This is a genomic window from Escherichia sp. E3659 (assembly GCF_005781135.1).
In the GTDB taxonomy this organism is placed as follows: domain Bacteria; phylum Pseudomonadota; class Gammaproteobacteria; order Enterobacterales; family Enterobacteriaceae; genus Escherichia.
The window spans coordinates 117,173-141,527 of record NZ_VATQ01000007.1; the positions used below are offsets into that span (position 1 = coordinate 117,173).

The following is a 24,355-nucleotide window of genomic DNA, read 5'->3' on the forward strand; positions in this document are numbered from 1 at the left end:
CAGTATGGAATCTAATAGTGGGGAAGCCAAAATCCAGAAAGTGAAGAACTGGTCCCCTGTGTGGATATTTCCCATCGTTACGGCACTCATCGGGGCCTGGGTACTTTTTTATCATTACAGTCATCAAGGGCCGGAAGTTACCCTGATCACTGCTAATGCGGAAGGAATAGAAGGCGGCAAGACTACCATTAAAAGTCGTAGCGTGGACGTCGGTGTGGTCGAAAGTGCCACGCTGGCTGATGATTTAACGCATGTTGAAATCAAAGCGCGTCTCAACGCCGGTATGGAAAAACTGCTGCACAAAGATACTGTTTTTTGGGTAGTGAAACCACAAATTGGTCGTGAAGGCATTAGTGGCCTTGGTACGTTGCTTTCCGGTGTGTATATCGAGTTGCAACCGGGGGCTGCAGGCAGTAAGCAAACAAAATATGATTTGCTTGATTCTCCACCGTTGGCCCCACCAGATGCCAAAGGGATCCGTGTCATTCTTGACAGCAACAAAGCTGGGCAGCTCACGGCGGGAGATCCCGTGCTGTTTCGTGGTTATCGCGTAGGGTCGGTTGAAACCAGCACCTTCGATACCCAGAAGCGTAATATCAGCTATCAACTGTTCATCAATGCGCCTTATGACCGCCTGGTAACGAGCAACGTTCGCTTCTGGAAAGATAGCGGCATAGCGGTGGATCTGACCTCGGCGGGGATGCGCGTAGAGATGGGGTCATTGACGACGTTGCTAAGTGGTGGTGTCAGCTTTGACGTGCCTGAAGGGTTGGATTTGGGACAGCCGGTTGCGCCAAAAACGTCATTCGTTTTGTATGATGATCAGAAGAGTATCCAGGATTCACTGTACACAGATCACATTGATTATCTGATGTTCTTTAAAGATTCGGTACGCGGTCTGCAACCTGGCGCGCCAGTGGAATTCCGCGGTATTCGTCTCGGTACGGTAAGCAAAGTGCCATTCTTTGCGCCGAATATGCGTCAGGTCTTTAACGATGATTATCGCATTCCAGTCATGGTGCGTATTGAACCAGAACGACTGAAAATGCAGTTAGGTGAAAATGCTGATGTGGTAGAACACCTGGCCGAATTGCTGAAGCGTGGTTTACGCGGTTCACTGAAAACCGGGAATCTGGTCACGGGAGCGCTGTACGTCGATCTGGACTTCTATCCAAATGCTCCGGCAATTACCGGTGTGCGTGAGTTTAATGGCTATCAAATAATCCCGACCGTTAGCGGTGGTCTGGCGCAAATCCAGCAACGTCTGATGGAAGCGTTGGATAAGATTAACAAACTGCCGTTGAATCCGATGATTGAACAGGCGACCAGTACGTTGTCGGAAAGTCAGCGCACGATGAAAAACCTGCAGACTACGCTGGATAGTATGAACAAGATCCTTGCCAGCCAGTCGATGCAACAGTTGCCGACGGATATGCAGTCGACACTGCGCGAATTGAATCGCAGCATGCAGGGCTTCCAGCCGGGTTCCGCAGCTTATAACAAGATGGTGGCGGATATGCAGCGTCTTGATCAGGTATTGCGTGAACTGCAGCCGGTTCTGAAAACGCTCAACGAGAAGAGCAACGCACTGGTATTTGAAGCGAAGGATAAAAAAGATCCAGAGCCGAAGAGGGCGAAACAATGAAAAAGTGGCTAGTGACGATAGCGGCACTGTGGCTGGCCGGATGCAGCTCCGGTGAAATTAACAAAAACTATTACCAATTACCTGTGGTGCAGAGCGGTACGCAAAGTACCGCCAGCCAGGGTAACCGCCTGCTATGGGTCGAGCAGGTTTCCGTACCTGATTATCTGGCAGGGAATGGTGTGGTATACCAGACCAGTGATGTGAAGTATGTGATTGCCAATAACAACCTGTGGGCCAGCCCGCTGGATCAACAGTTGCGCAATACCCTGGTCGCTAACCTGAGTGCGCAACTGCCCGGTTGGGTCGTAGCCTCCCAGCCTTTGGGAAGTACCCAGGACACGCTTAATGTGACTGTGACGGAGTTTAACGGCCGTTACGATGGTAAGGTGATTGTGAGTGGCGAATGGCTACTAAACCATCAGGGACAACTGATAAAACGTCCGTTCCGTGTGGAAGGGGTGCAGAATCAGGATGGCTACGATGAAATGGTCAAAGTGCTGGCCAGTGTCTGGAGTCAGGAAGCCGCTACTATTGCGCAAGAGATAAAGCGTCTACCTTAATTATAAAGATTTGTAAATAAAACCGTCTCCGGCATGTAGCCTGAGGCGGTTTTTTTTGTTTATAAGCCATGGGAAAACTTGTTCCGCTTCACATTTTTTGTACAACTGACATGCCCGTGTAGCTCACAAATATGGCAGTGGCGTGAATTTTGAGCATTGACGGCAGTTATGATTCGCGGTATTGCTTAACTGTGATTGCACATTTAGTAATCACTGTTTTCTTTTCCACCAGAAACCAGTATGAGGGAAACGAGGCATGAAGAGACAAAAACGAGATCGCCTGGAACGGGCACATCAACGTGGTTATCAGGCCGGCATCGCCGGACGCTCAAAAGAAATGTGTCCCTATCAGACGCTGAATCAAAGGTCACAATGGCTGGGAGGCTGGCGAGAAGCCATGGCGGACAGGGTAGTAATGGCCTGATTCTGTCTCTTTAAAAAGAAACCTCCGCATTGCGGAGGTTTCGCCTTTATATACTCTGTCTGATTAAAATCAGAATGCAGACGTATCCTGGAACAGACCCACTTTCAGGTCGTTGGCGGTATAGATCAAACGACCATCAACCAGCACTTCGCCATCCGCCAGGCCCATAATCAGACGACGGTTAACAATGCGTTTAAAGTGAATACGATAGGTCACTTTTTTCGCCGTCGGCAGCACCTGGCCTGTGAATTTCACTTCGCCAACGCCCAGGGCGCGGCCTTTACCTTCGCCGCCCAGCCAGCCGAGGTAGAATCCTACCAGCTGCCACATCGCGTCCAGGCCCAGGCAGCCCGGCATTACCGGATCGCCGATGAAGTGGCAACCGAAGAACCACAGGTCCGGATTAATATCCAGCTCTGCTTCTACATACCCTTTGTCGAAGTTACCGCCCGTTTCAGTCATTTTGACCACACGGTCCATCATCAGCATGTTCGGTGCTGGCAATTGTGGGCCTTTAGCACCAAACAGTTCACCGCGACCAGAGGCAAGAAGGTCTTCTTTTGTATAGGATTCGCGTTTATCTACCATGTTCTCTGTAAGCCTTATTTTATTGAAGCACGCAGGATAGCTAACACGTGTACGCTGAACAAGTCCGATCAGTTCGGAATAAACCAGTTCAGCCAACGTAGTGGCCACGGAAAACGGTGACGCCCTTCCTGTTGCGATGCTTGCGCGATACGTTCCTGGATAGTTTGCATCAGCGTCGTCTGGCCTTCGCCATCCCACACCAGATTTAATAATAACGGCAGTGCATCAGTCACATCGTCCACTGCCCAGATGGTGAATTTGCCTTCCTCTACCGCCTTCACCAGTTCACTGTGAAGACTTAAATGGCGAACGTTAGCGCTGGGGATAATCACACCTTGCTTCCCACTTAACTCACGCTGCTGGCAGATAGCAAAGAAGCCTTCGATTTTCTCATTCAGACCGCCCACAGGCTGGGCGCGACCAAACTGATCCACTGAACCTGTAATGGCGATACTCTGATTCACCGGGACATCAGCAAGGGCGCTGATCAGAGCGCAGAGCTCGGCCATTGATGCGCTGTCACCATCCACTTCACTGTAAGATTGCTCAAAGGTCAGTGACGCCGAGAAAGGGATCTGTTGCTCAAGCTGAAGTTCCGACATCAAAAACGCCTGCATGATCATCATCCCTTTAGCGTGAATGTTGCCGCCAAGCTCCGCTTTCCGTTCGATGTCGGTGAATTCACCATCGCCAATATGCACAACGCAGCTAATGCGAGAAGGTTCGCCAAATGCGCGTGGATGGCCTGGAAATTCAATGACCGAAAGGGCGTTAATTTGCCCGATGCGTTCACCTTCGGTTTCAATCAGGATCTGCTCCTGAAGGATTTCATCCTGCATGCGCTCGGCGAGGAAACCTTCGCGCCATTCCCGCTGCTGTAGCATTAAGTTTAGCTGCTCGCCGGAGAAGGTATCACCTTCGCACAATGAAGCGACCTCCTTACACTGGCGGAGGATCCACTGCGGACTAAGTGGCAGCGTTTCTTGCTCACCGGTATAGCGTACTGCTTCGCGGATAAGTACCGGCCAGGCGTCGGCATCTGGCGCTGGCAAGTGGTTAAGTCTGGCGATAAAAGTCACCCAGCGACACCACTGGCGTACGGATTCGGCATCGACTATCTGCAGAGTATCTTCAAATTCGCTATAGATAGCTTGTTCAGACAGTTCTGGCTCCATCTCCTGGAAATCGGCCAATGAATCGCGTTCGCCTACCAGAATAACTTTCAGCTTCAATGGCATCGAAGGTACAGAGACGGGGAGAGGGCGCGACTCATCAAATGCTACCCAATCGAAGCGTTCGCGGTTGACGATGTTCTTCAGACGCATCCACAGCAATGGCTGGGCCAGCAGTGTACGCAAGGAGATAATCAAAATGCCGCCATTGGCCTGATGTACCAGTCCTGGCTGCAAGGTAATGTCGCCATTAAACTGGCGCAAACAGCCAAAAAGCTGTTCGGCTTCAGCCCAGTCAGCAGTAACAACCTGGGTTAAGGTCGCAAAATTATCGTCAGTGCTAACTGCGTTCCGTAAGCGTATGGTGTGGCCGGAAATCTCATAGTGAGCGCCCATCAGTTGGCCTGCATCGCTTTGTAGCGTGCGTGCAGCATCGGCTATAAGATTCAGATAATCGGATTCTTCCGGCGCTTTTGCCAGTATAAAAGAGGATGATGCCCGCGCGTGCAGCAACTGCTCAAGCGCAAATTGCAGTCGCGGTTGAGTGTCACTGAATAAAGGATCGTTTTCGTCAATCAAATGTGGCTGTGCGAATACTTCCTGATAGCTTTCGGTATCAGGAATCAGGTCACGCCATGCAAGTTTCGTAATGGTCAAAGTCGATGTTTTTTAGTCTGTTGTCAAAGGCGCGATTATACCGTAACCGGCACTGCAGCACACGTAGAAAGCACCGACAAAAGTCCCGGCATGCGCGTTAAAGCTCACAGGACAGAGATTCTTTTCATCACACAGGTAAAAAGCTGATATTCTGTAAAGAGTTACACGGTAACATTGAGATCGCTATGAAATATCAACAACTTGAAAATCTTGAAAGTGGTTGGAAATGGAAATATCTGGTGAAGAAGCACCGTGAAGGTGAGTTGATCACCCGTTACATAGAGGCCAGTGCCGCCCAGGAAGCCGTCGATGTGTTGCTATCGCTGGAGAACGAACCTGTACTCGTAAATGGCTGGATTGAAAAACATATGAATCCAGAGCTGCTTAATCGCATGAAACAGACGATTCGGGCCAGACGAAAACGGCACTTTAATGCGGAGCATCAGCATACGCGCAAGAAATCTATCGATCTGGAATTTATTGTCTGGCAAAGGTTAGCAGGGCTTGCGCAACGTCGTGGTAAAACGCTATCCGAAACGATTGTCCAGCTGATTGAAGATGCGGAAAACAAAGAGAAGTATGCGAATAAAATGTCTTCTTTGAAGCAGGATTTGCAGGCATTACTTGGTAAGGAATAACTGGCGAAGGTCATTTACTTTACTACAGATGAAAAAAAACCCCGCAGTAGCGGGGTTTTTATTAGACGAGAACTTAAGCCTGCGGCTGAGTTACAACGTCTTTGATGCCTTTAACTTCGATCTCTACGCGACGATCCGGAGCCAGGCAGTCGATCAGAGCAGCACGCTGTTTCACGTTGTCACAGGTGTTGCCAGTAACCGGGTTGGATTCGCCCATACCACGTGCGGAGATCTTGTCAGACGGGATACCTTTGGAGATCAGGTAATCAACGACGGACTGAGCACGACGCTCGGACAGACCCTGGTTGTAAGCGTCAGAACCGATGCGGTCAGTGTAACCCAGAACAACTACGGAACCGTCTTTCGGATCCAGGTTGCTCAGCTGGCTGTACAGCTGATCCAGAGCAGCCTGACCTTCCGGTTTCAGGGTTGCTTTGTTGAAGTTGAACAGAACGTCAGACTTCAGAGTGAAGTGCTTGGTCTGTACTTCTGGAGCCGGAGCCGGAGCCGGAGCAACTACTGGAGCTGCTTCGCCCTGACCGAAACGGTAGGAAACACCCAGGCTCAGCAGACCGTTGTCCGGACGAGTACCGATGGTGTTAGCGTCACCGATGTTGTTGGTCCACTGATATTCCAGACGGGTAGCGATTTCTGGAGTGATCGCGTACTCAACACCACCTGCGAATACCGGAGAAACGCCGGTGTCGTGGTCTTTAAAGGATGGGCCACCAGGTACGTTAGCCTTGGTGTCTGCGCGCCATACCATACCACCCAGACGAGTGTAGATGTCCAGATCGTCAGTGATTGGGTAACCCAGTTTAGCGGTCAGCTGAACGCCCTGAGCTTTGTATGCGCCGTTGATGTTGTCGCCTTTGTACGGCATACGACCTAACCAGTCGTAACCCATTTCAAAGCCAACATACGGGTTAACCTGGTAACCACCAAAAGCACCTGCACCCAGTTGGTTTTCGTGGGTCGGACCATTGTTAGGAATGAAACCAGTGTCATGGTACTGGGACCAGCCCAGTTTAGCACCAGTGTACCAGGTGTTATCTTTCGGAGCGGCCTGCGCTACGGTAGCGAAACCAGCCAGTGCCACTGCAATCGCGATAGCTGTCTTTTTCATTTTTTGCGCCTCGTTATCATCCAAAATACGCCATGAATATCTCCAACGAGATAACACGGTTAAATCCTTCACCGGGGGATCTGCTCAATTGTAACTCTGCCGATAAATTCGGCTTATGCCGAGCACCCCTGGCGATGTAAAGTCTACAACGTAGTTGAAAACTTACAAGTGTGAACTCCGTCAGGCATATGAAAAAAAAGACTTGTATAAGGTACGTTTAACCTTTTTTGTTAACGATACTTTACAGGATAAAATCGCGGAAACCGCTTCAGACAAGCCTCCACAAGTAAAATTAGTGACAAGTGAAAGCGTCTACGGGTTAACAAAAAAAGTTCCAGGATTAATCCTAAATTTACTTAATGATACAAATTTGAGTGAATTTTTAGCCCAGAAAGTTGTCTCGTGGCGTGAGAGTGTGTGCTTACTGGACGCATAATAAACCCCATTGCGTTACCTTCATTGGCGGCATCGACAAGATCAGCATGCTCTTCTTCTGTCAGATCGTCTGCCAACCAACCGATCACTACGCTGTAATTTCCCGTACGCAAAGCACGAACCATTGATTCCACGGTGTGACAAGGGGAAAGCTGGCTTATCTGCATCACCTTAGTTAAGGGTAGTCCCGCTGCCTGCACCCATTCACGACTTAGTTTTTGTTGCGGCGTTAACCAAAGTTGCCAACGCGATTGTTGGCCGAGTTGCTGTAATAATGGCAAAAGCAGGAGTTGCGTCATCATGGGCTGATCTTCGCGATAGACAACTTCACTAATTAGCCCGGCTGTAGTGTTTTCCGTAGAGACACGCGCAATTTTGCTTGCTGTGGAGGAGAACATCGAAGAACGATTTGCGTAGCCTGAAGTGTACATAATCAATCCAGCCCTGTGAGTTACTGTATGAATATACAGTACATCCAGTGACAACAAAGATCAACACAAATTTCGGAAAGAGCCTCGCAATTTTTGTCGTTGGTGACCTGAAAACTTAAATTAATCTTGCCCCTTGAGAATAAGTTGCCTATTTTCGTATTTAACGGATCCGTTAATGTGAATTATTCTTTTATATTATGATTTTAAAAGGAATTTTATGAAAAGCCTCTCCTACAAGCGGATCTATAAGTCACAAGAATATCTGTCGATGTTAGGCACTATTGAATATCGATCGTTGTTTGGCAGTTACAGTCTGACCGTTGACGATACAGTGTTTGCGATGGTTTCTGATGGTGAGTTGTACCTTCGAGCTTGTGAGCAAAGCGCACAGTACTGTGTAAAACATCCGCCAGTCTGGCTGACATACAAAAAGTGTGGCCGCCCCGTTACTCTCAATTACTACCGGGTTGATGAAAGCTTATGGCGGAATCAACAGAAGTTGGTGCGGCTGTCGAAATATTCGCTGGACGCTGCGCTTAAAGAGAAAAGTTCGCGCGACACCCAGCAACGGCTGAAAGATTTGCCCAATATGTCTTATCACCTGGAAGCGATTCTCGGGGAAGTGGGGATTAAGGATGTTCGGGCGCTACGTATACTTGGGGCGAAAATGTGCTGGTTGCGACTACGGCAGCATAACAGTCTGGTGACAGAAAAGATTCTGTTCATGCTTGAAGGCGCAATTATCGGTATTCATGAAGCTGCGCTCCCGGTGGCACGCCGCCAGGAGCTTGCAGAATGGGCAGATTCTATTACACCGAAACAGGAGTTTCCTGAGGAACTTGAGTAATCCGACGTTGCAGACGGCCAATTTCTGGCAGTAATGCAATCAGTAACCCGATTTGCTGTACGACCAGAGGTTCTTTGCTGTCTGCCCGCGGTTCAAGTTGTTGCATCCGCTGTTTCAGGCCAGCTAATGCCTGATTGACGCGTTCTTCATCGGCAGGTTGATGATGTAGCGCGTCATCAACATAGCAAACTGCGTCATCAAGAAACGCCAGAATTTCAGGGTTGGTTAACTGCTCGCGGTGTGCGCCAAGGGCAGAAATATAGCTGGTAAACGTATGGTTAAGGCACAGTAAACGGAATGCGTCATCGCGAATTTGCGGTGTGACGTTCGGTTCACTGGACATATTCGACACCACCGACGCCAGTTCAGCATCACGGTTGTGAGCATCGCGACGGGCAATACGATACGCCAGACGGTTGTCACGCCCCTGATGATATTGCTCAAGAATGGCATCGAGATAACGGCAGTTAGCATCCGTCGCGCGTTCAAGCATTCGCGGCAGATTGCGAAACCGCCAGTCGGGCCAGATGTAGCTCACCGCCGCCCATGCTATTGCACAGCCGATCAGTGTATCGATTACGCGAGGCAGCGCGACTTCAAAACCTTCACCCAGCAAGTTGAAGCACAGTAACACCAGAAGCGTAATGAACATCGTTGCATGAGCGTATTGCACGTTACGGAAGGCAAAAAAGAGCACGCCGGTAATCACCAGCAGCACCAGTTGTCCTTCCAGTGACGGAACAAACCACAGCACAGGAATACCAATCGCAATACCCACTAACGTACCAATAATCCTTAACTTCAGTCGGTGGCGCGTGGCGTTATAGTTTGGCTGGCAGACAAACAGACTTGTCAGCAAGATCCAATACCCGTGATGCATTCCGGTAATCTGAATGATGGCGTAACCAACACACAATACCAGCGACATTCTCACTGCATGGCGAAAGAGTGCAGACTCCGGCGTTAAGTTACGTTTAAGACGCAGCCAGATATCGCTAAACCCGCGAGGGCTGTCGTCGGCGAGTTCATTTTCGTCTGCATTGTGGGGCAGCGCCTGAGCTTGTTCTGATTCAATCGTCGCCAGTTGGGCATCTATGGCACGTAAATTGTTCAGCAGGAATCCCAGTATTTTTAGCAGATCGGCGGGCGCACCGTTTTCGCGCATTCGCTCAAGTGCGGCGTCAATATGCGTAAAAGCGCGTTCAAAATGTGGATCGTGCTGATAAGGCTGGCGCAGTAAAATACAGCGTGACAATTGTTGGCAGGCTTGGCCCTGCATTGACATCAGGCGCTGGAAGCGGAACAGCACGTCGCTGTGGCGAAAATGTTCTCGCAGCGTTTGATACTGAATATGTGAAGAGCTCGCTCGCTCGTGGATATCCTGCGCTACAAAATAGTAATGTAGTGTACGACGCGTTCCCCGCTGGCCGCGGTCGCCGCGTAAGCGGGTCAGCAACGAGATTTTCGTCTGGTTCAGCGTCACCATAAGTTGCCCGTTGGCGAGCGCCAAATCATACAGCGGAGCCTGGCTTTCATCCTCAATATCAGGATCAAACATACGTGACTTGAGTTCCAGATACCGCGCCAGTTGTTCATAAGAACGTGCCAGGTTGTCCTGCAACGGGCGGACAGGGAACAGCAAATGACCAATAAGCGTCAGGATGTTGTACCAAACCGCACCAGCAAGCAGATAGATAGGCTGCTGATACCAGTGCTCATACAGGGAGGTTCCCAGCATCGTGTAAATGGCAATCAGCAATGCACCGAAAGCGATGGTCGCATAGCGTTGACCCAGGCCGCCGAGCAAAATGAAGCCGCTGGTGGAGAGCGTTAAACCAATGGCGAACAGCCAGGGCCACGGAAATAACAGCTCTACTGAAGCCGAGGCAATAAAAAAACAGAACAGCGTAATAATGAGATTACGCAGACGTCCCGCCAGTCGGTCGTCGAGATCGGTCAGTGCTGCCGCCACCATTCCGAGAGTCAGCGGAATCGTAAGTTTTACATCACCCAGCCACCACGGAAACGCAGTAGTGCCGCAAAGTGCGATAAAAATGCGCGCGTAATACAGCCAGGTGCTGTTCCAGGTATAGCGTTTGAGCAAAGGACTTAGCATAAAGGCCATAATGTTGGATTATTGGAAACGGCGACGTGCATTGGCTTCACGCGCAGCTTGAGCTGTTTCTACCGATACCACGCGGCGTCCGACCGGCCACAGTGCAATAGCGGCAATTTTAAAGTTCGCAATACCAACCGGAATACCAATGATGGAAATGCATTGCGCGATACCTGTTGCGATATGCATCAGGCATAGCCACCAGCCGAAGAAAATCAGCCAGAAAATATTCAGCACCGTACCGCCAGTGTTAAGCAGCACATTTTTGCCTGCCGGGTTTAGTTCATCGACATGAATGGCTTCATTGCCATAAGGCAGCAGAGACAGTTTGGTTATCTCCCAGCAGGACCGTGTCAGCGGTAAGGTAAAAATCAGCACAATACTGACCAGGGTCGCTAACAGCCAGCCAAGAGTGGTGGCGAATCCGCCAAGCACAAAGTTCAGAATGTTCAAAACGGTACGCATAAAACCTCGCTTTACTGTGGTTTTCAGTAATGGGCGGCAATTGTAACGTTTTTTTGGGCTGGAGCACGTTTTCTCTGGCGGTTACACTGATAAGAAATGACATCGTGTGGATCTACAGAGACATGGAACTGAAAGCGACAACTCTTGGCAAACGTCTGGCACAGCACCCTTACGATCGGGCGGTGATCCTCAATGCCGGGATAAAAGTTTCCGGCGATCGCCACGAATACCTTATTCCTTTCAATCAATTACTGGCTATTCACTGCAAACGTGGTTTGGTATGGGGTGAGCTGGAATTTGTATTGCCTGATGAAAAAGTCGTGCGTCTGCATGGCACTGAATGGGCAGAGACGCAGCGTTTTCACCATCATCTTGATGCTCACTGGCGGCGCTGGAGCGAGGAAATGAGCGAAATTGCTGCTGGCGTATTGCAGCAACAACTGGATCTTATTGCTGCCCGCACTGGAGAAAATAAATGGCTGACGCGGGAGCAAACCACTGGGGTACAGCAACAAATTCGTCAGGCTTTGTCAGCGTTGCCATTACCGGTTAATCGCCTGGAGGAATTTGATAACTGTCGTGAGCCGTGGCGCAAATGTCAGGCCTGGCTGAAAGATATTGAAGGCAGTCGGTTGCAGCATAATCAGGCGTATACCGAAACCATGCTTAACGAATATGCGGATTTTTTCCGTCAGGTTGAGTCTTCACCGCTTAATCCGGCGCAGGCCCGGGCGGTGGTTAATGGTGAGCATTCCTTGTTAGTGCTGGCTGGTGCAGGAAGCGGAAAAACGTCTGTGCTGGTGGCGCGCGCTGGCTGGTTATTGGCGCGTGGTGAAGCATCACCCGAGCAAATTTTATTGCTGGCGTTTGGCCGAAAAGCGGCGGAAGAGATGGACGAGCGGATTCGTGAACGGCTGCATACCGAAGAGATTACCGCGCGCACGTTTCATTCTCTGGCCCTGCATATTATTCAGCAAGGCAGCAAAAAAGTACCGACAGTCAGCAACCTGGAAAATGACACCGCAGCCCGCCATGAACTCTTTATTGCTGAGTGGCGCAAGCAGTGTAGTGAAAAGAAAGCACAGGCGAAGGGCTGGCGACAATGGTTGATGGAAGAACTGCAGTGGTCAGTGCCAGAAGGCAACTTCTGGGATGATGAAAAATTGCAGCGTCGTCTCGCATCTCGCCTCGATCGCTGGGTCAGTCTGATGCGGATGCACGGCGGCGCGCAGGCTGAAATGATTGCCAGTGCGCCAGAAGAGATTCGGGATCTGTTCAGTAAACGAATCAAATTGATGGCACCGTTGCTGAAAGCCTGGAAAGGTGCGCTGAAAGCGGAAAACGCTGTCGATTTTTCAGGTCTGATTCATCAGGCGATTGCTATCCTTGAGAAAGGGCGGTTTATCAGCCCGTGGAAACATATTCTGGTTGATGAATTCCAGGACATCTCCCCACAGCGAGCGGCCTTGCTGGCAGCATTGCGTAAACAAAATAGTCAGACAACGTTGTTTGCCGTTGGCGATGACTGGCAGGCTATTTACCGCTTCAGCGGCGCGCAAATGTCGCTCACCACGGCCTTCCATGAAAACTTCGGTGAAGGCGATCGCTGTGATTTAGACACGACTTACCGTTTCAATAGCCGCATAGGAGAGGTGGCAAATCGTTTTATTCAGCAGAACCCTAATCAGTTGAAAAAACCGCTGAATAGCTTAACGAATGGTGACAAAAAAGCCGTCACCTTGTTGGATGAGAGTCAGCTTGACGCTTTACTGGACAAGCTATCTGGTTATGTCAAACCCGAAGAGCGCATTCTGGTACTGGCGCGTTACCACCATCTGAAGCCCGTTACTCTGGATAAAGCCACGACGCGCTGGCCGAAGCTGCAAATCGACTTTATGACAATTCATGCCAGCAAAGGGCAACAGGCCGACTACGTCATCATCGTTGGTTTGCAGGAGGGGAGTGATGGCTTCCCGGCTGTGGCGCGTGAGTCCATTATGGAAGAGGCGCTACTGCCCCCGGTAGAGGACTACCCGGACGCCGAAGAACGGCGATTGATGTACGTTGCGCTCACTCGCGCACGGCATCGGGTTTGGGTACTGTTCAGCAAAGAGAATCCTTCTCCCTTTGTGGACGACCTGAAAAAACTGGATGTACCGGTAGCAAGGAAACCGTAAGAAACAGGCGGCGAGTGCCGCCTGTGCGAACTTACTTCAGGCGTTCTGCGAGATAACGCTGATAATCCGGGATCAGAATATCTACAGCGTCGTTGAAATGTGGTGACTGGATGATGAAATCAGCCGTTGCCACGTTGGTGGCGACCGGAATGTTCCACACCGTCGCCAGACGCAGCAACGCTTTCACGTCGGGGTCGTGTGGTACAGCATTCAGCGGGTCCCAGAAGAAAATCAGCACATCAATTTTCCCTTCTGAGATCAATGCGCCAACCTGCTGATCGCCGCCCATCGGGCCGCTCAGCATCGCGTTGACGTTCATTCCTGTCGCGCGGGAAATTAAGTTACCTGTGGTGCCCGTTGCATAAAGTTCGTGCTGCTCCAGAAGCGGCTGATGCCGTTCCACCCAGCTCATGAGCATTTGCTTGCAGTGATCATGTGCCACCAGCGCAATATGTTTACGCGCCGCCATTGTGCGAGTTGTCAGTTCCATAATTTACATCCGTAGTTAACTTTCCTACAGACTACTGTAAGCACTTATCGCTGCAAGATAAAGACTGAAAAAGCCTGCGCACAGGCACAAAAATCTCAGGAAGAAGGTTGTTTTTCCGCCCATTGCAGAAAGTTATTACGCGTTTGTGGGTCAGCCAGTTTAAACCAATACTTCAGCCGTTGTTCAGTGAGAACCTGTGACTGCGGAGGAATTGCATCCAGTTCCGAAACGCCGGAGAGCAGTGTACTGTCGTCCGCCATCATAGTGGCAAATTGCGGTAGCGAAGCGCGTTTTGCGGATTTGTTATAGCGTTCGACTTCCAGCTCATAATCGATTGTTTTCCCGGCAGAGGTAATGGCGAGAATATCCAGCTTCACCGGAATCGGCGTCGCATCGCCATCTAACAATTCAAGGTTCGGCGCTGCGTCAAAATGGTTCGCTTCTCGTTCATTCTCCAGGCGAGGGAGACGAAAATTCACCTGACTAATGAGCTGGGTATTAAAGCTAACGACCAGCGGCGGGGAGATATAAAGTCGTTCTTCGTTACTGGAAAGATGGATTGTCTTTTCAACGCGAAACACTAACTGATGTGGTCCATTATCCAGTTCGATGCTATCAGCACCGCGAAGCAGAGAACTGGAAACCTTTTTACCGTCGAGTATCAGGAGATCAACATCGCTGGATAGCCGCAGTGTGGTGGCAAAAACGGATACCGGCAAACACAGTGCAATCAAGGTGGTCATAATGCCGGTTTTCATAGGTAGCTCCTGTCCAAAGACCGCCCGACTAATAATGTATCAAAATTTTTCTTTAATCATACTTACTAACATATAGACATGTTTTCTGCTTTTGCTCTCATACATTCGTAGTAGCTACATGGTTGGCATGTCGGGATTGTCGTACACTTTGGTAAATAGTCTGGAGGAAATGATGAAAGAAACCGATATTGCAGGCATTTTAACGTCCACCCGCACCATTGCGCTGGTGGGAGCAAGTGACAAACCCGATCGTCCAAGTTATCGCGTAATGAAGTATCTGCTCGATCAGGGCTATCACGTTATTCCCGTCTCCCCAAAGGTCGCCGGTAAAACGCTGTTAGGCCAGCAAGGTTACGGCACGCTGGCGGAGGTTCCGGAAAAAGTGGATATGGTCGATGTTTTCCGTAATTCAGAAGCAGCATGGGGCGTGGCGCAGGAGGCGATCGCTATTGGTGCGAAAACCTTATGGATGCAGCTGGGTGTTATAAATGAACAGGCGGCAGTGCTGGCGCGTGATGCAGGGCTAAACGTGGTGATGGATCGCTGCCCGGCGATTGAGATCCCTCGTTTGGGCCTGGCGAAATAAAAAAATACCCGGAAGGCGAAAACCTTCCGGGCATGTTTATGAGGATTAGTTACGCAGACGCGGCGCCTGGAGTTGTTTGCGGATAGTCTGCGCTAGCTCATCCATTGACGGTTGCTCTGGATGTTCATCCTGCAATTCGCTACTTAGCTGGGCTTCAGCCAGGTAGGTATGAACCGGTAGGCCGTTGTCATCCTCCATCACCACGTGATACCACGGAGCGGCGCGAAGCTCGTCATTCACCGCCAGCTCATCAGGCGACGGTTCAGAGAGCGAGTAAACCGGGTCGATATCCACGACCACTCCGAGATAACCTAACAGGGAATGGCGGACCTGCTGGCCGATACCGAATTTGCTGGCAATCATAGTCACCTCCCGGGAAATCTTTACCTTTGATATATGGGCAAAATTTCACTTTTCAAGTTACATGACGCGACAGGCAAACCCTTTCAGATAAAGCCCTTCCGGGTAGGTAGCGATCACCGGGTGATCGGCGGCCTGACGGAACTGCTCTATAAATTGTACATCACGACCGGCATCAATTGCGGCGTCAGCGATGATTTTCTGAAATAAATCGCTGGTCATCAGGCCAGAACATGAGAAAGTCAGGAGAACTCCGCCTTCATTCAACAGCTGAATGGCCAGCATGTTGATGTCTTTATAGCCACGGCATGCGCCCATCAACTGGCTTTTATTCTCAACAAACTTCGGCGGGTCCATCACGATAACGTCAAATTTTTCACCGCGATCGCGATAGGTACGCAGCAATTTAAAGACGTCATCACGGACAAACTCAGCCTTGCTCAAATCCAGCTTGTTCAGCTCAACGTTCTGCCGCGCGATATCCAGGGCTTCCTGCGAAGTATCGACACTGACTACCTGGCTGCATCCACCCATTAATGCCGAGACGGCGAAACCACCGGTATAGGAGAAACAGTTGAGTACGCGTTTATTTTCAACGTAGCGGCGGGTAGCCAGGCGGCTGTCACGCTGGTCCAGGTAGTAGCCCGTTTTGTGGCCGTGTTGAATGTCCACCAGCAGCTTCATACCGTGTTCTTCAATCGGCAGCAGGGCAGGCGGCAGCTCGCCGGTAACGGGACCCTGGGTCAGCTCCATACCTTCTTTTTTACGTACAGCGACGTCGCTGCGGTCGTAAATTGCGCACTCCGGATAGAGCGTTTGCAGGGCGCTAATTAATGCCGCGCGCTGATACTCTGCGCCAGCACTCAGCAGTTGCAGCACCAGAAAATTGCCGAAGCGGTCGATAGTAATGCCAGGCAGGCCATCAGATTCGCCAGCGATTAAACGATAGCTGTCGAGGCCATCTTTTTTCGCCAGCCAGTCGCGCCACTTTTGCGCCTGTTGTAAACGGCGAGTAAAAAAGGCAATGTCGATGGATTCTGACGGGTCAAACGTCCAGACGCGCGCACGGATTTGCGATGCTGGCGAATAAGCGCCGCGTGCTAACCATTTTCCCTGATGATCAACAATATCGATGGTTTCTCCGAGGCTGGCTTTACCTTCCATCCGGGCAACGGCGCCGGAAAAGACCCACGGATGGCGACGAAGTAATGATTTTTCGCGCCCTTTGGCTAACACTAAACGTACACTCATAATTAACTATTCTGTCGATGCAAAGAAATGGGCGCCATTGTCCGGAGTTTTCCATGGATTTGCAACGCGTCCATTAAGGATAAGGGGAGCAGTCATGTCGAAAGTCTGCATAATTGCCTGGGTATACGGCCGGGTTCAGGGCGTAGGGTTTCGCTATACCACCCAGTACGAAGCGAAAAGATTGGGATTAACTGGTTACGCCAAAAATCTTGACGATGGCAGCGTGGAAGTCGTTGCCTGCGGTGAAGAAGGGCAGGTGGAAAAATTAATGCAGTGGTTAAAAAGCGGCGGCCCGCGTTCAGCGCGTGTGGAACGGGTGCTTAGCGAGCCGCATCATCCCTCCGGGGAGTTAACGGATTTTCGTATTCGTTAAATGCATTTCACCGGTTTAGGCAGGCCAGCAATTTTGGTGGCTTGCTTTGCCGGACCTTTCGGGAACAGTCGGTACAGATAGCGGCTATTGCCTTTCTCTTCACCAAATTTATTCGCCATCGCTTTAACCAACATACGAATTGCCGGAGAGGTATTAAATTCCAGGTAGAAGTCACGCACAAAACGCACCACCTCCCAGTGTTCTGGCGACAGTGTAATACCTTCGTTCTCTGCAATGACCACCGCCAGTGGTTCGCTCCACTGGCTACTCTCTTTGAGATAGCCTTCGGTATCGGTTTCTATCTCTTTACCTTCGAAGATCAGCATAATTATTTACTACCTTAGTCAGACTGGCGGCAGTGTAACAAAAAACAAAGCCCCGCATAAAGCGAGGCTCAGAAAGAGATAGCGGGCGAGATTAATCGCGGCTGGCGAAGCCCAGAATGCTCAACAGGCTAACGAAGATGTTATACAGCGACACATACAGGCTCACAGTGGCACGAATGTAGTTCGTTTCACCGCCGTGGATGATGTTGCTGGTTTCAAACAGAATTGCGCCAGAGGAGATCAGAATGAACACCGCGCTGATCGCCAGATGCAGAGCAGGCAGTTGCAGGAAGATATTCGCCACCATCCCGATCAGGACAACAACAATACCCGCCATCAGCATACCGCCGAGGAACGACATATCTTTGCGAGTGGTCAGCACATACGCAGAGCAGCAGAAGAACACTAATGCCGTACCGCCCAACGCCATGGCAATTACGTCACCCATTCCGGCTGACAGATAGGTGTTCAGAATTGGCCCGAGGATATAACCCAGAAAACCGGTAAACGCGAACGCGGAGATAATCCCGGTCGGCTTATTCGCCGTTTTATAGGTCAGGAACATCAAACCATACATACCCACCAGCGTCAGAATCAGCCCCGGAGATGGCAGCATCAGAACCGTACTGGCCGTCGCGGTAATCGCCGAAAAGGCCAGTGTCAGGCTCAGGAGAAAATAGGTATTACGCAGCACCTTATGGGTGCTAAGCAGCGATGTACGGTCATGTGAAGAACTAACAATACGATCCATTGAGTCACTCTCTATGACAGATGTAATTAATGAAGCAGCATAATGATAATGCCGAAAGCTACCCAGAGGTTTTACCCATCTTTACGCATTTGATCTGGAACAGGTTTAGCAGAGGATGGTTAAGCCACTGAGTGTGGTATAGCATTTTGACAGGCAAAAGAAAAAGGGGTTAGCATTTAGCTAACCCCTTATCTTATTTGGCGGAAGCGCAGAGATTCGAACTCTGGAACCCTTTCGGGTCGCCGGTTTTCAAGACCGGTGCCTTCAACCGCTCGGCCACACTTCCGGAATGACGCGAACTATAAACATCCCGATGCGTCGTGTAAACCCCCAATTTGTTTGTTTGCTTGAAAAACAGACAAATGCGTGTCGATAGCTTGAAATAACAGCAATTTGGACATTCTGTCGCCATAAAAATGGGCTCGTAATTCTTCTGCGCCAAACCTTAAGGAAAATAAGGTCCATTTTTATCGCTAAAAGACAAATCCACACTGTTTGTATTGTTTTGTGCAAAAGTTTCACTACGATTTATTAACAATACTTTCTGGCGACGTGCGCCAGTGCAGAAGGATGAGCTTTCGTTTTCAGCATCTCACGTAAAACGATGGTTTGCCTTGCTACAGGGACGTCGCTTGCCGACCCATAAGCGCCCGGCGTCCTGCTGGTGTCGCAAGGAGAAGAGACGTGCGATATGAATAACGAGGAGACATTTTACCAGGCCATGCGGCGTCAGGGGGTCACCCGGCGCAGCTTTCTCAAATATTGCAGTCTGGCTGCAACCTCGCTGGGATTAGGCGCGGGAATGGCACCAAAGATTGCCTGGGCGCTGGAAAATAAACCGCGCATTCCGGTGGTGTGGATCCACGGTCTGGAATGCACCTGCTGTACCGAATCTTTTATCCGCTCCGCTCACCCACTGGCGAAGGATGTCATTCTTTCCCTTATTTCTCTCGACTACGACGATACTCTGATGGCTGCCGCCGGAACTCAGGCGGAAGAAGTCTTTGAAGACATCATCACACAATACAATGGCAAATATATCCTTGCGGTAGAGGGCAATCCGCCGCTGGGCGAGCAGGGGATGTTCTGTATCAGCAGCGGTCGACCGTTTATTGAGAAACTCAAACGTGCCGCTGCCGGAGCCAGTGCGATTATCGCCTGGGGAACCTGCGCGTCCTGGGGCTGCGTGCAGGCCGCGCGACCTAATCCGACGCAGGCAACGCCTATCGACAAAGTCATTACCGACAAACCCATTATCAAAGTGCCAGGCTGCCCGCCGATCCCGGATGTGATGATCGCCATCATTACTTACATGGTGACGTTCGATCGCCTGCCGGATGTCGACAGAATGGGGCGTCCGCTGATGTTCTATGGTCAGCGTATTCACGATAAATGCTATCGCCGCGCCCACTTCGACGCCGGAGAGTTCGTCCAGAGTTGGGATGATGACGCGGCGCGTAAAGGTTACTGCCTGTACAAAATGGGCTGCAAAGGGCCAACTACGTATAACGCCTGTTCCTCTACCCGCTGGAACGATGGCGTTTCCTTCCCGATCCAGTCTGGTCACGGTTGTCTTGGCTGTTCTGAAAATGGCTTCTGGGATCGCGGCTCGTTCTACAGCCGCGTGGTCGATATTCCGCAAATGGGGACTCACTCCACCGCCGATACCGTCGGCTTAACCGCGCTTGGCGTGGTGGCTGCGGCGGTTGGCGTACATGCAGTCGCCAGCGCCGTTGACCAGCGCAGACGTCATAACCAGCAACTTGCAGAAGCAGAACAACAGCCGGGCAACGAGGATAAACAGGCATGAGCACTCAGTACGAAACTCAGGGATACACCATCAACAATGCCGGGCGCCGCCTGGTGGTCGACCCGATCACGCGCATCGAAGGCCATATGCGCTGCGAAGTAAATATCAACGATCAGAATGTGATAACCAATGCCGTCTCTTGCGGCACTATGTTTCGCGGGCTGGAGATCATCCTGCAAGGGCGCGACCCGCGCGATGCGTGGGCGTTCGTTGAACGTATCTGCGGCGTCTGTACCGGCGTACACGCCCTGGCTTCGGTTTACGCCATCGAAGATGCCATCGGTATTAAAGTGCCGGACAACGCCAATATCATCCGCAATATTATGCTGGCAACGCTCTGGTGCCACGATCACCTGGTGCATTTCTATCAGCTCGCCGGGATGGACTGGATCGATGTGTTAGATGCGCTGAAAGCCGATCCGCGTAAAACCTCTGAACTGGCGCAAAGCCTCTCCTCGTGGCCGAAATCGTCTCCTGGATATTTCTTCGATGTGCAAAACCGACTGAAGAAATTTGTTGAAGGCGGGCAGTTGGGGATCTTCCGCAACGGCTACTGGGGCCATCCGCAATATAAACTGCCGCCAGAAGCCAATCTGATGGGCTTTGCCCACTATCTCGAAGCTCTCGATTTCCAGCGTGAAATTGTCAAAATCCACGCGGTCTTTGGCGGTAAAAACCCACATCCGAACTGGATTGTCGGCGGGATGCCATGTGCAATTAACATTGACGAAAGCGGCGCGGTCGGGGCGGTCAATATGGAACGCCTGAACCTGGTGCAGTCGATCATTACCCGTACGGCGGACTTCATTAATAACGTGATGATCCCCGACGCTTTAGCCATCGGCCAGTTCAACAAACCGTGGAGCGAGATCGGCACGGGCCTTTCGGATCAATGCGTCCTCAGCTACGGTGCGTTCCCGGATATCGCCAACGACTTTGGCGAAAAAAGTCTGCTGATGCCTGGCGGTGCGGTGATCAACGGCGACTTCAAAAACGTGTTGCCAGTAGATTTAGTGGATCCGCAGCAGGTGCAGGAGTTTGTCGATCACGCCTGGTATCGTTATCCCGACGATCGGGTTGGACGTCATCCCTTCGATGGTATTACCGATCCGTGGTACAACCCCGGCGATGTCAAAGGCAGTGATACTAACATTCAGCAGCTGAATGAACAGGAACGCTACTCGTGGATCAAAGCGCCACGCTGGCGCGGCCATGCGATGGAAGTGGGGCCACTGGCGCGCACGTTAATCGCTTACCACAAAGGCGATGCGGCGACCGTTGAGTCGGTCGATCGCATGATGTCGGCGCTGAACCTGCCGCTTTCCGGCATCCAGTCGACTTTAGGCCGCATTCTGTGCCGCGCGCACGAAGCGCAGTGTGCCGCAGGTAAGTTGCAGTACTTCTTCGACAAGCTGATGACCAACCTGAAAAACGGCAATCTCGCCACTGCCTCTACCGAAAAATGGGAGCCTGCGACCTGGCCGAAAGAGTGCCGGGGCGTCGGTTTTACCGAAGCGCCGCGCGGGGCGTTAGGCCACTGGGCCGCCATTCGCGATGGCAAGATTGATCTCTATCAGTGCGTGGTGCCGACCACCTGGAACGCCAGCCCGCGCGATCCCAAAGGGCAAATTGGTGCGTATGAAGCGGCGCTGATGAACACCAAAATGGCTATTCCTGAACAGCCGCTGGAAATCCTGCGTACTTTGCACAGCTTCGACCCGTGCCTCGCCTGTTCAACTCATGTGCTGGGCAACGACGGTAGCGAGCTTATCTCCGTGCAGGTGCGTTAACAGCGAAGGAGAATCATCATGCAACAGAAAAGCGACAACGTTGTCAGCCACTATGTCTTTGAAGCGCCCGTGCGGATCTGGCACTGGCTGACGGTGCTGTGCATGGCAGTGTTGATGGTTACTGGCTACTTTATTGGCAAACCGCTGCCTTCGGTCAGCGGCGAGGCGACTTATCTGTTCTACATGGGGTACATCCGGTTAATTCACTTCAGCGCCGGGATGATTTTTACCGTGATATTACTGATGCGGATCTACTGGGCATTTGTTGGTAATCGCTACTCACGGGAGCTGTTCATCGTGCCAGTGTGGCGTAAAAGCTGGTGGCTGGGCGTGTGGTATGAAATCCGCTGGTATCTGTTTCTGGCCAAACGCCCGAGTGCTGATATTGGTCATAATCCCATCGCCCAGGCCGCGATGTTCGGCTATTTCCTGATGTCCGTTTTTATGATCGTCACCGGTTTTGCGCTGTTCAGCGAGCACAGTCAGTACGCCATCTTCACACCGTTCCGTTACGTGGTGGAATTTTTCTACTGGACGGGCGGCAACTCAATGGACATTCACAGCTGGCATCGCCTGGGGATGTGGCTGATTGGCGCGTTTGTGATCGGTCATGTCTACATGGCGCTGCGTGAAGACATCATGTCTGATGACACGGTGATCTCCACCATGGTGAACGGCTACCGCAGCCACAAATTTTTTAAAGTCAAAAGCAACAAGGAGCGTTCATGAGCGAGCAACGCGTGGTGGTAATGGGGCTGGGCAACCTGCTGTGGGCCGATGAAGGCTTCGGCGTGCGGGTGGCGGAACGGCTGTATGCCCATTATCACTGGCCCGAGGATGTGGAGATTGTCGATGGCGGTACCCAAGGGCTGAACCTGTTGGGCTATGTCGAAAGCGCCAGCCACTTGTTGATTCTCGATGCCATTGATTATGGGCTGGAGCCAGGAACGCTACGAACCTATGCCGGAGAACGTATTCCGGCCTATCTCAGCGCGAAGAAAATGAGCCTGCACCAGAACAGTTTCTCCGAAGTGCTGGCGCTGGCAGATATCCGCGGACATCTGCCAGCACATATTGCCCTCGTCGGCCTGCAACCCGCGATGCTCGACGACTACGGCGGTAGCCTGAGCGAACTGGCGCGAGAGCAACTGCCCGCTGCGGAACAGGCGGCGCTGGTACAGCTGGCTGAGTGGGGAGTTGTACCGCAACCGACTGAGGAGTCTCGTTGTCTCAACTATGACTGTCTGTCGATGGAAAATTACGAAGGCGTTCGCTTGCGCCAGTACAGGATGACGCTGGAGGAGCAGGGATGAGCAACGACACGCCATTTGATGCGTTGTGGCAACGAATGCTGGCGCGCGGCTGGACGCCGGTCAGTGAATCCCATCTTGATGACTGGCTTACGCAAACGCCAGACGGTGTGGTGTTGTTAAGCTGTGACCCAAAACGGACGCCTGAAGTCAGCGACAATCCGGTAATGATCGGCGAGCTACTGCGCGAGTTTCCAGACTATGCGTGGAAGGTGGCGATTGCCGATCTTGCGCAAAGCGAAGCCATTGGCGATCGCTTTGGTGTTTTTCGCTTTCCCGCCACCCTGGTGTTTACCGGCGGTCGCTATCGCGGCGTGTTGAACGGCATTCACCCGTGGGCGGAGCTGATAAACCTGATGCGTGGGCTTGTCGAACCGCAACAGGAGCGAGCCTCATGAGCGACACTTTCTTCCATCTGCTGGGACCGGGAACACAACCTGGCGACGACAGTTTCAGTATGAATCCACTGCCGATTACCTGTCAGGTGAATGATGAACCAAGTATGGCGGCACTGGAGCAATGTGTGCATAGCCCGCAGGTGATTGCGCTGTTAAACGAGTTACAACATCAACTAAGCAAACGCCAGCCGCCGCTGGGTGAGGTGCTGGCAGTCGATCTGTTAAATCTCAACGCCGACGATCGTCATTTCATCAATACGCTGCTTGGGGAAGGGGAAGTGTCAGTGCGCATCCAGCACGCTGACGGCAGTGAAAGTGAAATTCAGGAGGCGATCTTCTGTGGATTATGGCGTGTACGCAGACGTCGCGGCGAACAGTTGCTGGAGGACAAACTGGAGGCTGGCTGCGCGCCGCTGGCGTTGTGGCAGGCGGCAACGCAAAACGCGCTGCCGACAGATTCGCTATTACCGCCCCCCATCGATGGCCTGATGAATGGCTTACCGCTGGCCCATGAGTTGCTGGCGCATGTGCGAAACCCCGACGCGCAGCCGCACAGTATTAACCTGACGCAGTTACCCATCAGCGAAGCTGACCGGCTTTTTCTGTCGCGTCTTTGCGGGCCGGGCAATATTCAGATTCGCACCATTGGCTATGGCGAGAGCTATATCAACGCTACGGGATTACGCCATGTCTGGCATTTACGCTGTATGGACACCTTAAAAGGCCCTCTGCTTGAGAGTTATGAAATCTGCCCAATACCCGAAGTTGTGCTGGCTGCGCCGGAAGATCTGGCGGACTCTGCGCAGCGTCTCGGCGAGGTTTGTCAGTGGCTGGCGGAAAGCGCACAACAGTAAAAACGGTGGCAAATATC

General features: G+C 51.5%; 26 protein-coding genes and 1 tRNA gene. 14 read left to right on the forward strand and 13 right to left on the reverse strand.

Going from position 1 to position 24,355, the window contains the following annotated elements:
* Positions 1-4: 4 nt before the first annotated feature.
* The 3 genes from pqiB to rmf all read left to right on the forward strand — a co-directional run bounded on the left by pqiB (position 5) and on the right by rmf (position 2,629).
* A complete protein-coding gene (pqiB, locus tag FEK47_RS07995) occupies positions 5-1,645 on the forward strand; it encodes an intermembrane transport protein PqiB (protein WP_130205377.1) in 1,641 nt (546 codons plus the stop codon).
* Positions 1,642-2,205 carry a membrane integrity-associated transporter subunit PqiC gene (gene pqiC, locus FEK47_RS08000; protein WP_064528397.1) on the forward strand — a complete coding sequence of 188 codons (564 nt, stop codon included), beginning with the start codon at positions 1,642-1,644 and terminating at the stop codon, positions 2,203-2,205. The genes pqiB and pqiC overlap by 4 nt, the downstream gene beginning before the upstream one ends.
* Before the next feature lie 256 nt (positions 2,206-2,461).
* A complete protein-coding gene (gene rmf, locus FEK47_RS08005) occupies positions 2,462-2,629 on the forward strand; it encodes a ribosome modulation factor (protein WP_000828648.1) in 168 nt (55 codons plus the stop codon).
* Between the two features lie 69 nt (positions 2,630-2,698).
* On the opposite strand, the gene fabA is transcribed toward rmf, so the two are convergent.
* Complete coding sequence (gene fabA, locus FEK47_RS08010) at positions 2,699-3,217, reverse strand: bifunctional 3-hydroxydecanoyl-ACP dehydratase/trans-2-decenoyl-ACP isomerase (RefSeq protein WP_000227926.1); 519 nt, start codon at positions 3,215-3,217, stop codon at positions 2,699-2,701.
* A 68-nt stretch (positions 3,218-3,285) separates the two neighbouring features.
* The gene (locus FEK47_RS08015; protein ID WP_135486364.1) at positions 3,286-5,046 is read right to left on the reverse strand and encodes a Lon protease family protein; all 1,761 of its coding nucleotides are present in this window, start codon (positions 5,044-5,046) and stop codon (positions 3,286-3,288) included.
* A gap of 185 nt (positions 5,047-5,231) precedes the next feature.
* On the opposite strand from FEK47_RS08015, the gene matP reads away from it, so the two are divergent.
* Complete coding sequence (gene matP, locus FEK47_RS08020) at positions 5,232-5,684, forward strand: macrodomain Ter protein MatP (RefSeq protein WP_064528401.1); 453 nt, start codon at positions 5,232-5,234, stop codon at positions 5,682-5,684.
* A gap of 73 nt (positions 5,685-5,757) precedes the next feature.
* On the opposite strand, the gene ompA is transcribed toward matP, so the two are convergent.
* Positions 5,758-6,810: a porin OmpA gene (gene ompA / locus FEK47_RS08025; protein ID WP_064528817.1), complete on the reverse strand. Its 1,053-nt coding sequence runs from the start codon at positions 6,808-6,810 to the stop codon at positions 5,758-5,760.
* Between the two features lie 356 nt (positions 6,811-7,166).
* The gene (gene sulA / locus FEK47_RS08030) at positions 7,167-7,676 is read right to left on the reverse strand and encodes an SOS-induced cell division inhibitor SulA (RefSeq protein ID WP_064528402.1); all 510 of its coding nucleotides are present in this window, start codon (positions 7,674-7,676) and stop codon (positions 7,167-7,169) included.
* 217 nt (positions 7,677-7,893) lie between these two features.
* On the opposite strand from sulA, the gene sxy reads away from it, so the two are divergent.
* A complete protein-coding gene (gene sxy, locus FEK47_RS08035; RefSeq protein ID WP_135486363.1) occupies positions 7,894-8,523 on the forward strand; it encodes a CRP-S regulon transcriptional coactivator Sxy in 630 nt (209 codons plus the stop codon).
* On the opposite strand, the gene yccS is transcribed toward sxy, so the two are convergent.
* A complete protein-coding gene (gene yccS, locus FEK47_RS08040) occupies positions 8,486-10,648 on the reverse strand; it encodes a YccS family putative transporter (RefSeq protein WP_135404481.1) in 2,163 nt (720 codons plus the stop codon). The genes sxy and yccS overlap by 38 nt on opposite strands.
* A gap of 9 nt (positions 10,649-10,657) precedes the next feature.
* Entirely contained in the window at positions 10,658-11,104 is a 447-nt protein-coding gene (locus tag FEK47_RS08045) for a YccF domain-containing protein (protein ID WP_064528407.1), read from the reverse strand.
* Positions 11,105-11,226: 122 nt separating this feature from the next.
* Between FEK47_RS08045 and helD the strand changes: the two genes are divergently transcribed.
* Positions 11,227-13,281, forward strand: a complete 2,055-nt coding sequence (helD, locus tag FEK47_RS08050; protein ID WP_135486414.1) for a DNA helicase IV — start codon at positions 11,227-11,229, stop codon at positions 13,279-13,281.
* Between the two features lie 31 nt (positions 13,282-13,312).
* Here helD and mgsA read toward each other — a convergent pair whose 3' ends face one another.
* Together mgsA and FEK47_RS08060 are read right to left on the reverse strand one after the other, a co-directional pair.
* Positions 13,313-13,771, reverse strand: a complete 459-nt coding sequence (gene mgsA / locus FEK47_RS08055; protein WP_064528411.1) for a methylglyoxal synthase — start codon at positions 13,769-13,771, stop codon at positions 13,313-13,315.
* A 95-nt stretch (positions 13,772-13,866) separates the two neighbouring features.
* Positions 13,867-14,529 (reverse strand): DUF2057 family protein, encoded by a 663-nt coding sequence (locus FEK47_RS08060; RefSeq protein WP_130205387.1) that lies wholly within the window; start codon positions 14,527-14,529, stop codon positions 13,867-13,869.
* Positions 14,530-14,701: 172 nt separating this feature from the next.
* Between FEK47_RS08060 and FEK47_RS08065 the strand changes: the two genes are divergently transcribed.
* Positions 14,702-15,115: a CoA-binding protein gene (locus FEK47_RS08065; RefSeq protein ID WP_064528416.1), complete on the forward strand. Its 414-nt coding sequence runs from the start codon at positions 14,702-14,704 to the stop codon at positions 15,113-15,115.
* A gap of 45 nt (positions 15,116-15,160) precedes the next feature.
* On the opposite strand, the gene hspQ is transcribed toward FEK47_RS08065, so the two are convergent.
* Both hspQ and rlmI read right to left on the reverse strand, forming a co-directional pair.
* Positions 15,161-15,478, reverse strand: a complete 318-nt coding sequence (gene hspQ / locus FEK47_RS08070; protein ID WP_001295356.1) for a heat shock protein HspQ — start codon at positions 15,476-15,478, stop codon at positions 15,161-15,163.
* A gap of 57 nt (positions 15,479-15,535) precedes the next feature.
* Positions 15,536-16,726, reverse strand: a complete 1,191-nt coding sequence (rlmI, locus tag FEK47_RS08075) for a 23S rRNA (cytosine(1962)-C(5))-methyltransferase RlmI (protein WP_064528417.1) — start codon at positions 16,724-16,726, stop codon at positions 15,536-15,538.
* A 94-nt stretch (positions 16,727-16,820) separates the two neighbouring features.
* On the opposite strand from rlmI, the gene yccX reads away from it, so the two are divergent.
* The gene (yccX, locus tag FEK47_RS08080; protein ID WP_000048252.1) at positions 16,821-17,099 is read left to right on the forward strand and encodes an acylphosphatase; all 279 of its coding nucleotides are present in this window, start codon (positions 16,821-16,823) and stop codon (positions 17,097-17,099) included.
* On the opposite strand, the gene tusE is transcribed toward yccX, so the two are convergent.
* The 3 genes from tusE to FEK47_RS08095 form a co-directional block, all read right to left on the reverse strand.
* A complete protein-coding gene (tusE, locus tag FEK47_RS08085) occupies positions 17,096-17,425 on the reverse strand; it encodes a sulfurtransferase TusE (RefSeq protein WP_000904443.1) in 330 nt (109 codons plus the stop codon). The two genes, yccX and tusE, sit on opposite strands and share 4 nt — an antisense overlap.
* Before the next feature lie 91 nt (positions 17,426-17,516).
* Positions 17,517-18,176, reverse strand: a complete 660-nt coding sequence (gene yccA / locus FEK47_RS08090; protein ID WP_000375136.1) for an FtsH protease modulator YccA — start codon at positions 18,174-18,176, stop codon at positions 17,517-17,519.
* Between the two features lie 198 nt (positions 18,177-18,374).
* Positions 18,375-18,462: transfer RNA gene (locus FEK47_RS08095), tRNA-Ser, on the reverse strand.
* 405 nt (positions 18,463-18,867) lie between these two features.
* On the opposite strand from FEK47_RS08095, the gene hyaA reads away from it, so the two are divergent.
* The 6 genes from hyaA to FEK47_RS08130 are packed head-to-tail and all read left to right on the forward strand — an operon-like array spanning position 18,868 to position 24,338.
* Positions 18,868-19,986, forward strand: a complete 1,119-nt coding sequence (hyaA, locus tag FEK47_RS08105) for a hydrogenase 1 small subunit (RefSeq protein ID WP_138183159.1) — start codon at positions 18,868-18,870, stop codon at positions 19,984-19,986.
* Positions 19,983-21,776 (forward strand): Ni/Fe-hydrogenase large subunit, encoded by a 1,794-nt coding sequence (gene hyaB / locus FEK47_RS08110; protein ID WP_135486362.1) that lies wholly within the window; start codon positions 19,983-19,985, stop codon positions 21,774-21,776. The genes hyaA and hyaB overlap by 4 nt, the downstream gene beginning before the upstream one ends.
* Before the next feature lie 18 nt (positions 21,777-21,794).
* Entirely contained in the window at positions 21,795-22,505 is a 711-nt protein-coding gene (gene hyaC / locus FEK47_RS08115) for a Ni/Fe-hydrogenase b-type cytochrome subunit (protein ID WP_001186409.1), read from the forward strand.
* Positions 22,502-23,089, forward strand: a complete 588-nt coding sequence (gene hyaD, locus FEK47_RS08120; protein WP_135486361.1) for a hydrogenase 1 maturation protease — start codon at positions 22,502-22,504, stop codon at positions 23,087-23,089. The genes hyaC and hyaD overlap by 4 nt, the downstream gene beginning before the upstream one ends.
* The gene (gene hyaE / locus FEK47_RS08125) at positions 23,086-23,484 is read left to right on the forward strand and encodes a hydrogenase-1 operon protein HyaE (protein WP_135486360.1); all 399 of its coding nucleotides are present in this window, start codon (positions 23,086-23,088) and stop codon (positions 23,482-23,484) included. Before hyaD ends, hyaE begins: the two co-directional genes overlap by 4 nt.
* Positions 23,481-24,338: a hydrogenase expression/formation protein gene (locus FEK47_RS08130; protein ID WP_135486359.1), complete on the forward strand. Its 858-nt coding sequence runs from the start codon at positions 23,481-23,483 to the stop codon at positions 24,336-24,338. Before hyaE ends, FEK47_RS08130 begins: the two co-directional genes overlap by 4 nt.
* Positions 24,339-24,355 lie beyond the last annotated feature (17 nt).

Coding starts and splice junctions, on each gene's coding strand:
- yccS (WP_135404481.1), bottom strand. CDS start 10,648: ATGGCCTTTATGCTAAGTCCTTTGCTCAAACGCTATACCTGGAACAGC.
- mgsA (WP_064528411.1), bottom strand. CDS start 13,771: ATGGAACTGACAACTCGCACAATGGCGGCGCGTAAACATATTGCGCTG.
- ompA (WP_064528817.1), bottom strand. CDS start 6,810: ATGAAAAAGACAGCTATCGCGATTGCAGTGGCACTGGCTGGTTTCGCT.
- hyaA (WP_138183159.1), top strand. CDS start 18,868: ATGAATAACGAGGAGACATTTTACCAGGCCATGCGGCGTCAGGGGGTC.
- hyaD (WP_135486361.1), top strand. CDS start 22,502: ATGAGCGAGCAACGCGTGGTGGTAATGGGGCTGGGCAACCTGCTGTGG.
- yccX (WP_000048252.1), top strand. CDS start 16,821: ATGTCGAAAGTCTGCATAATTGCCTGGGTATACGGCCGGGTTCAGGGC.
- FEK47_RS08045 (WP_064528407.1), bottom strand. CDS start 11,104: ATGCGTACCGTTTTGAACATTCTGAACTTTGTGCTTGGCGGATTCGCC.
- FEK47_RS08130 (WP_135486359.1), top strand. CDS start 23,481: ATGAGCGACACTTTCTTCCATCTGCTGGGACCGGGAACACAACCTGGC.
- matP (WP_064528401.1), top strand. CDS start 5,232: ATGAAATATCAACAACTTGAAAATCTTGAAAGTGGTTGGAAATGGAAA.
- tusE (WP_000904443.1), bottom strand. CDS start 17,425: ATGCTGATCTTCGAAGGTAAAGAGATAGAAACCGATACCGAAGGCTAT.
- hyaE (WP_135486360.1), top strand. CDS start 23,086: ATGAGCAACGACACGCCATTTGATGCGTTGTGGCAACGAATGCTGGCG.
- pqiB (WP_130205377.1), top strand. CDS start 5: ATGGAATCTAATAGTGGGGAAGCCAAAATCCAGAAAGTGAAGAACTGG.
- sulA (WP_064528402.1), bottom strand. CDS start 7,676: ATGTACACTTCAGGCTACGCAAATCGTTCTTCGATGTTCTCCTCCACA.
- pqiC (WP_064528397.1), top strand. CDS start 1,642: ATGAAAAAGTGGCTAGTGACGATAGCGGCACTGTGGCTGGCCGGATGC.
- yccA (WP_000375136.1), bottom strand. CDS start 18,176: ATGGATCGTATTGTTAGTTCTTCACATGACCGTACATCGCTGCTTAGC.
- rmf (WP_000828648.1), top strand. CDS start 2,462: ATGAAGAGACAAAAACGAGATCGCCTGGAACGGGCACATCAACGTGGT.
- hyaB (WP_135486362.1), top strand. CDS start 19,983: ATGAGCACTCAGTACGAAACTCAGGGATACACCATCAACAATGCCGGG.
- helD (WP_135486414.1), top strand. CDS start 11,227: ATGGAACTGAAAGCGACAACTCTTGGCAAACGTCTGGCACAGCACCCT.
- hyaC (WP_001186409.1), top strand. CDS start 21,795: ATGCAACAGAAAAGCGACAACGTTGTCAGCCACTATGTCTTTGAAGCG.
- rlmI (WP_064528417.1), bottom strand. CDS start 16,726: ATGAGTGTACGTTTAGTGTTAGCCAAAGGGCGCGAAAAATCATTACTT.
- hspQ (WP_001295356.1), bottom strand. CDS start 15,478: ATGATTGCCAGCAAATTCGGTATCGGCCAGCAGGTCCGCCATTCCCTG.
- FEK47_RS08060 (WP_130205387.1), bottom strand. CDS start 14,529: ATGAAAACCGGCATTATGACCACCTTGATTGCACTGTGTTTGCCGGTA.
- fabA (WP_000227926.1), bottom strand. CDS start 3,217: ATGGTAGATAAACGCGAATCCTATACAAAAGAAGACCTTCTTGCCTCT.
- sxy (WP_135486363.1), top strand. CDS start 7,894: ATGAAAAGCCTCTCCTACAAGCGGATCTATAAGTCACAAGAATATCTG.
- FEK47_RS08065 (WP_064528416.1), top strand. CDS start 14,702: ATGAAAGAAACCGATATTGCAGGCATTTTAACGTCCACCCGCACCATT.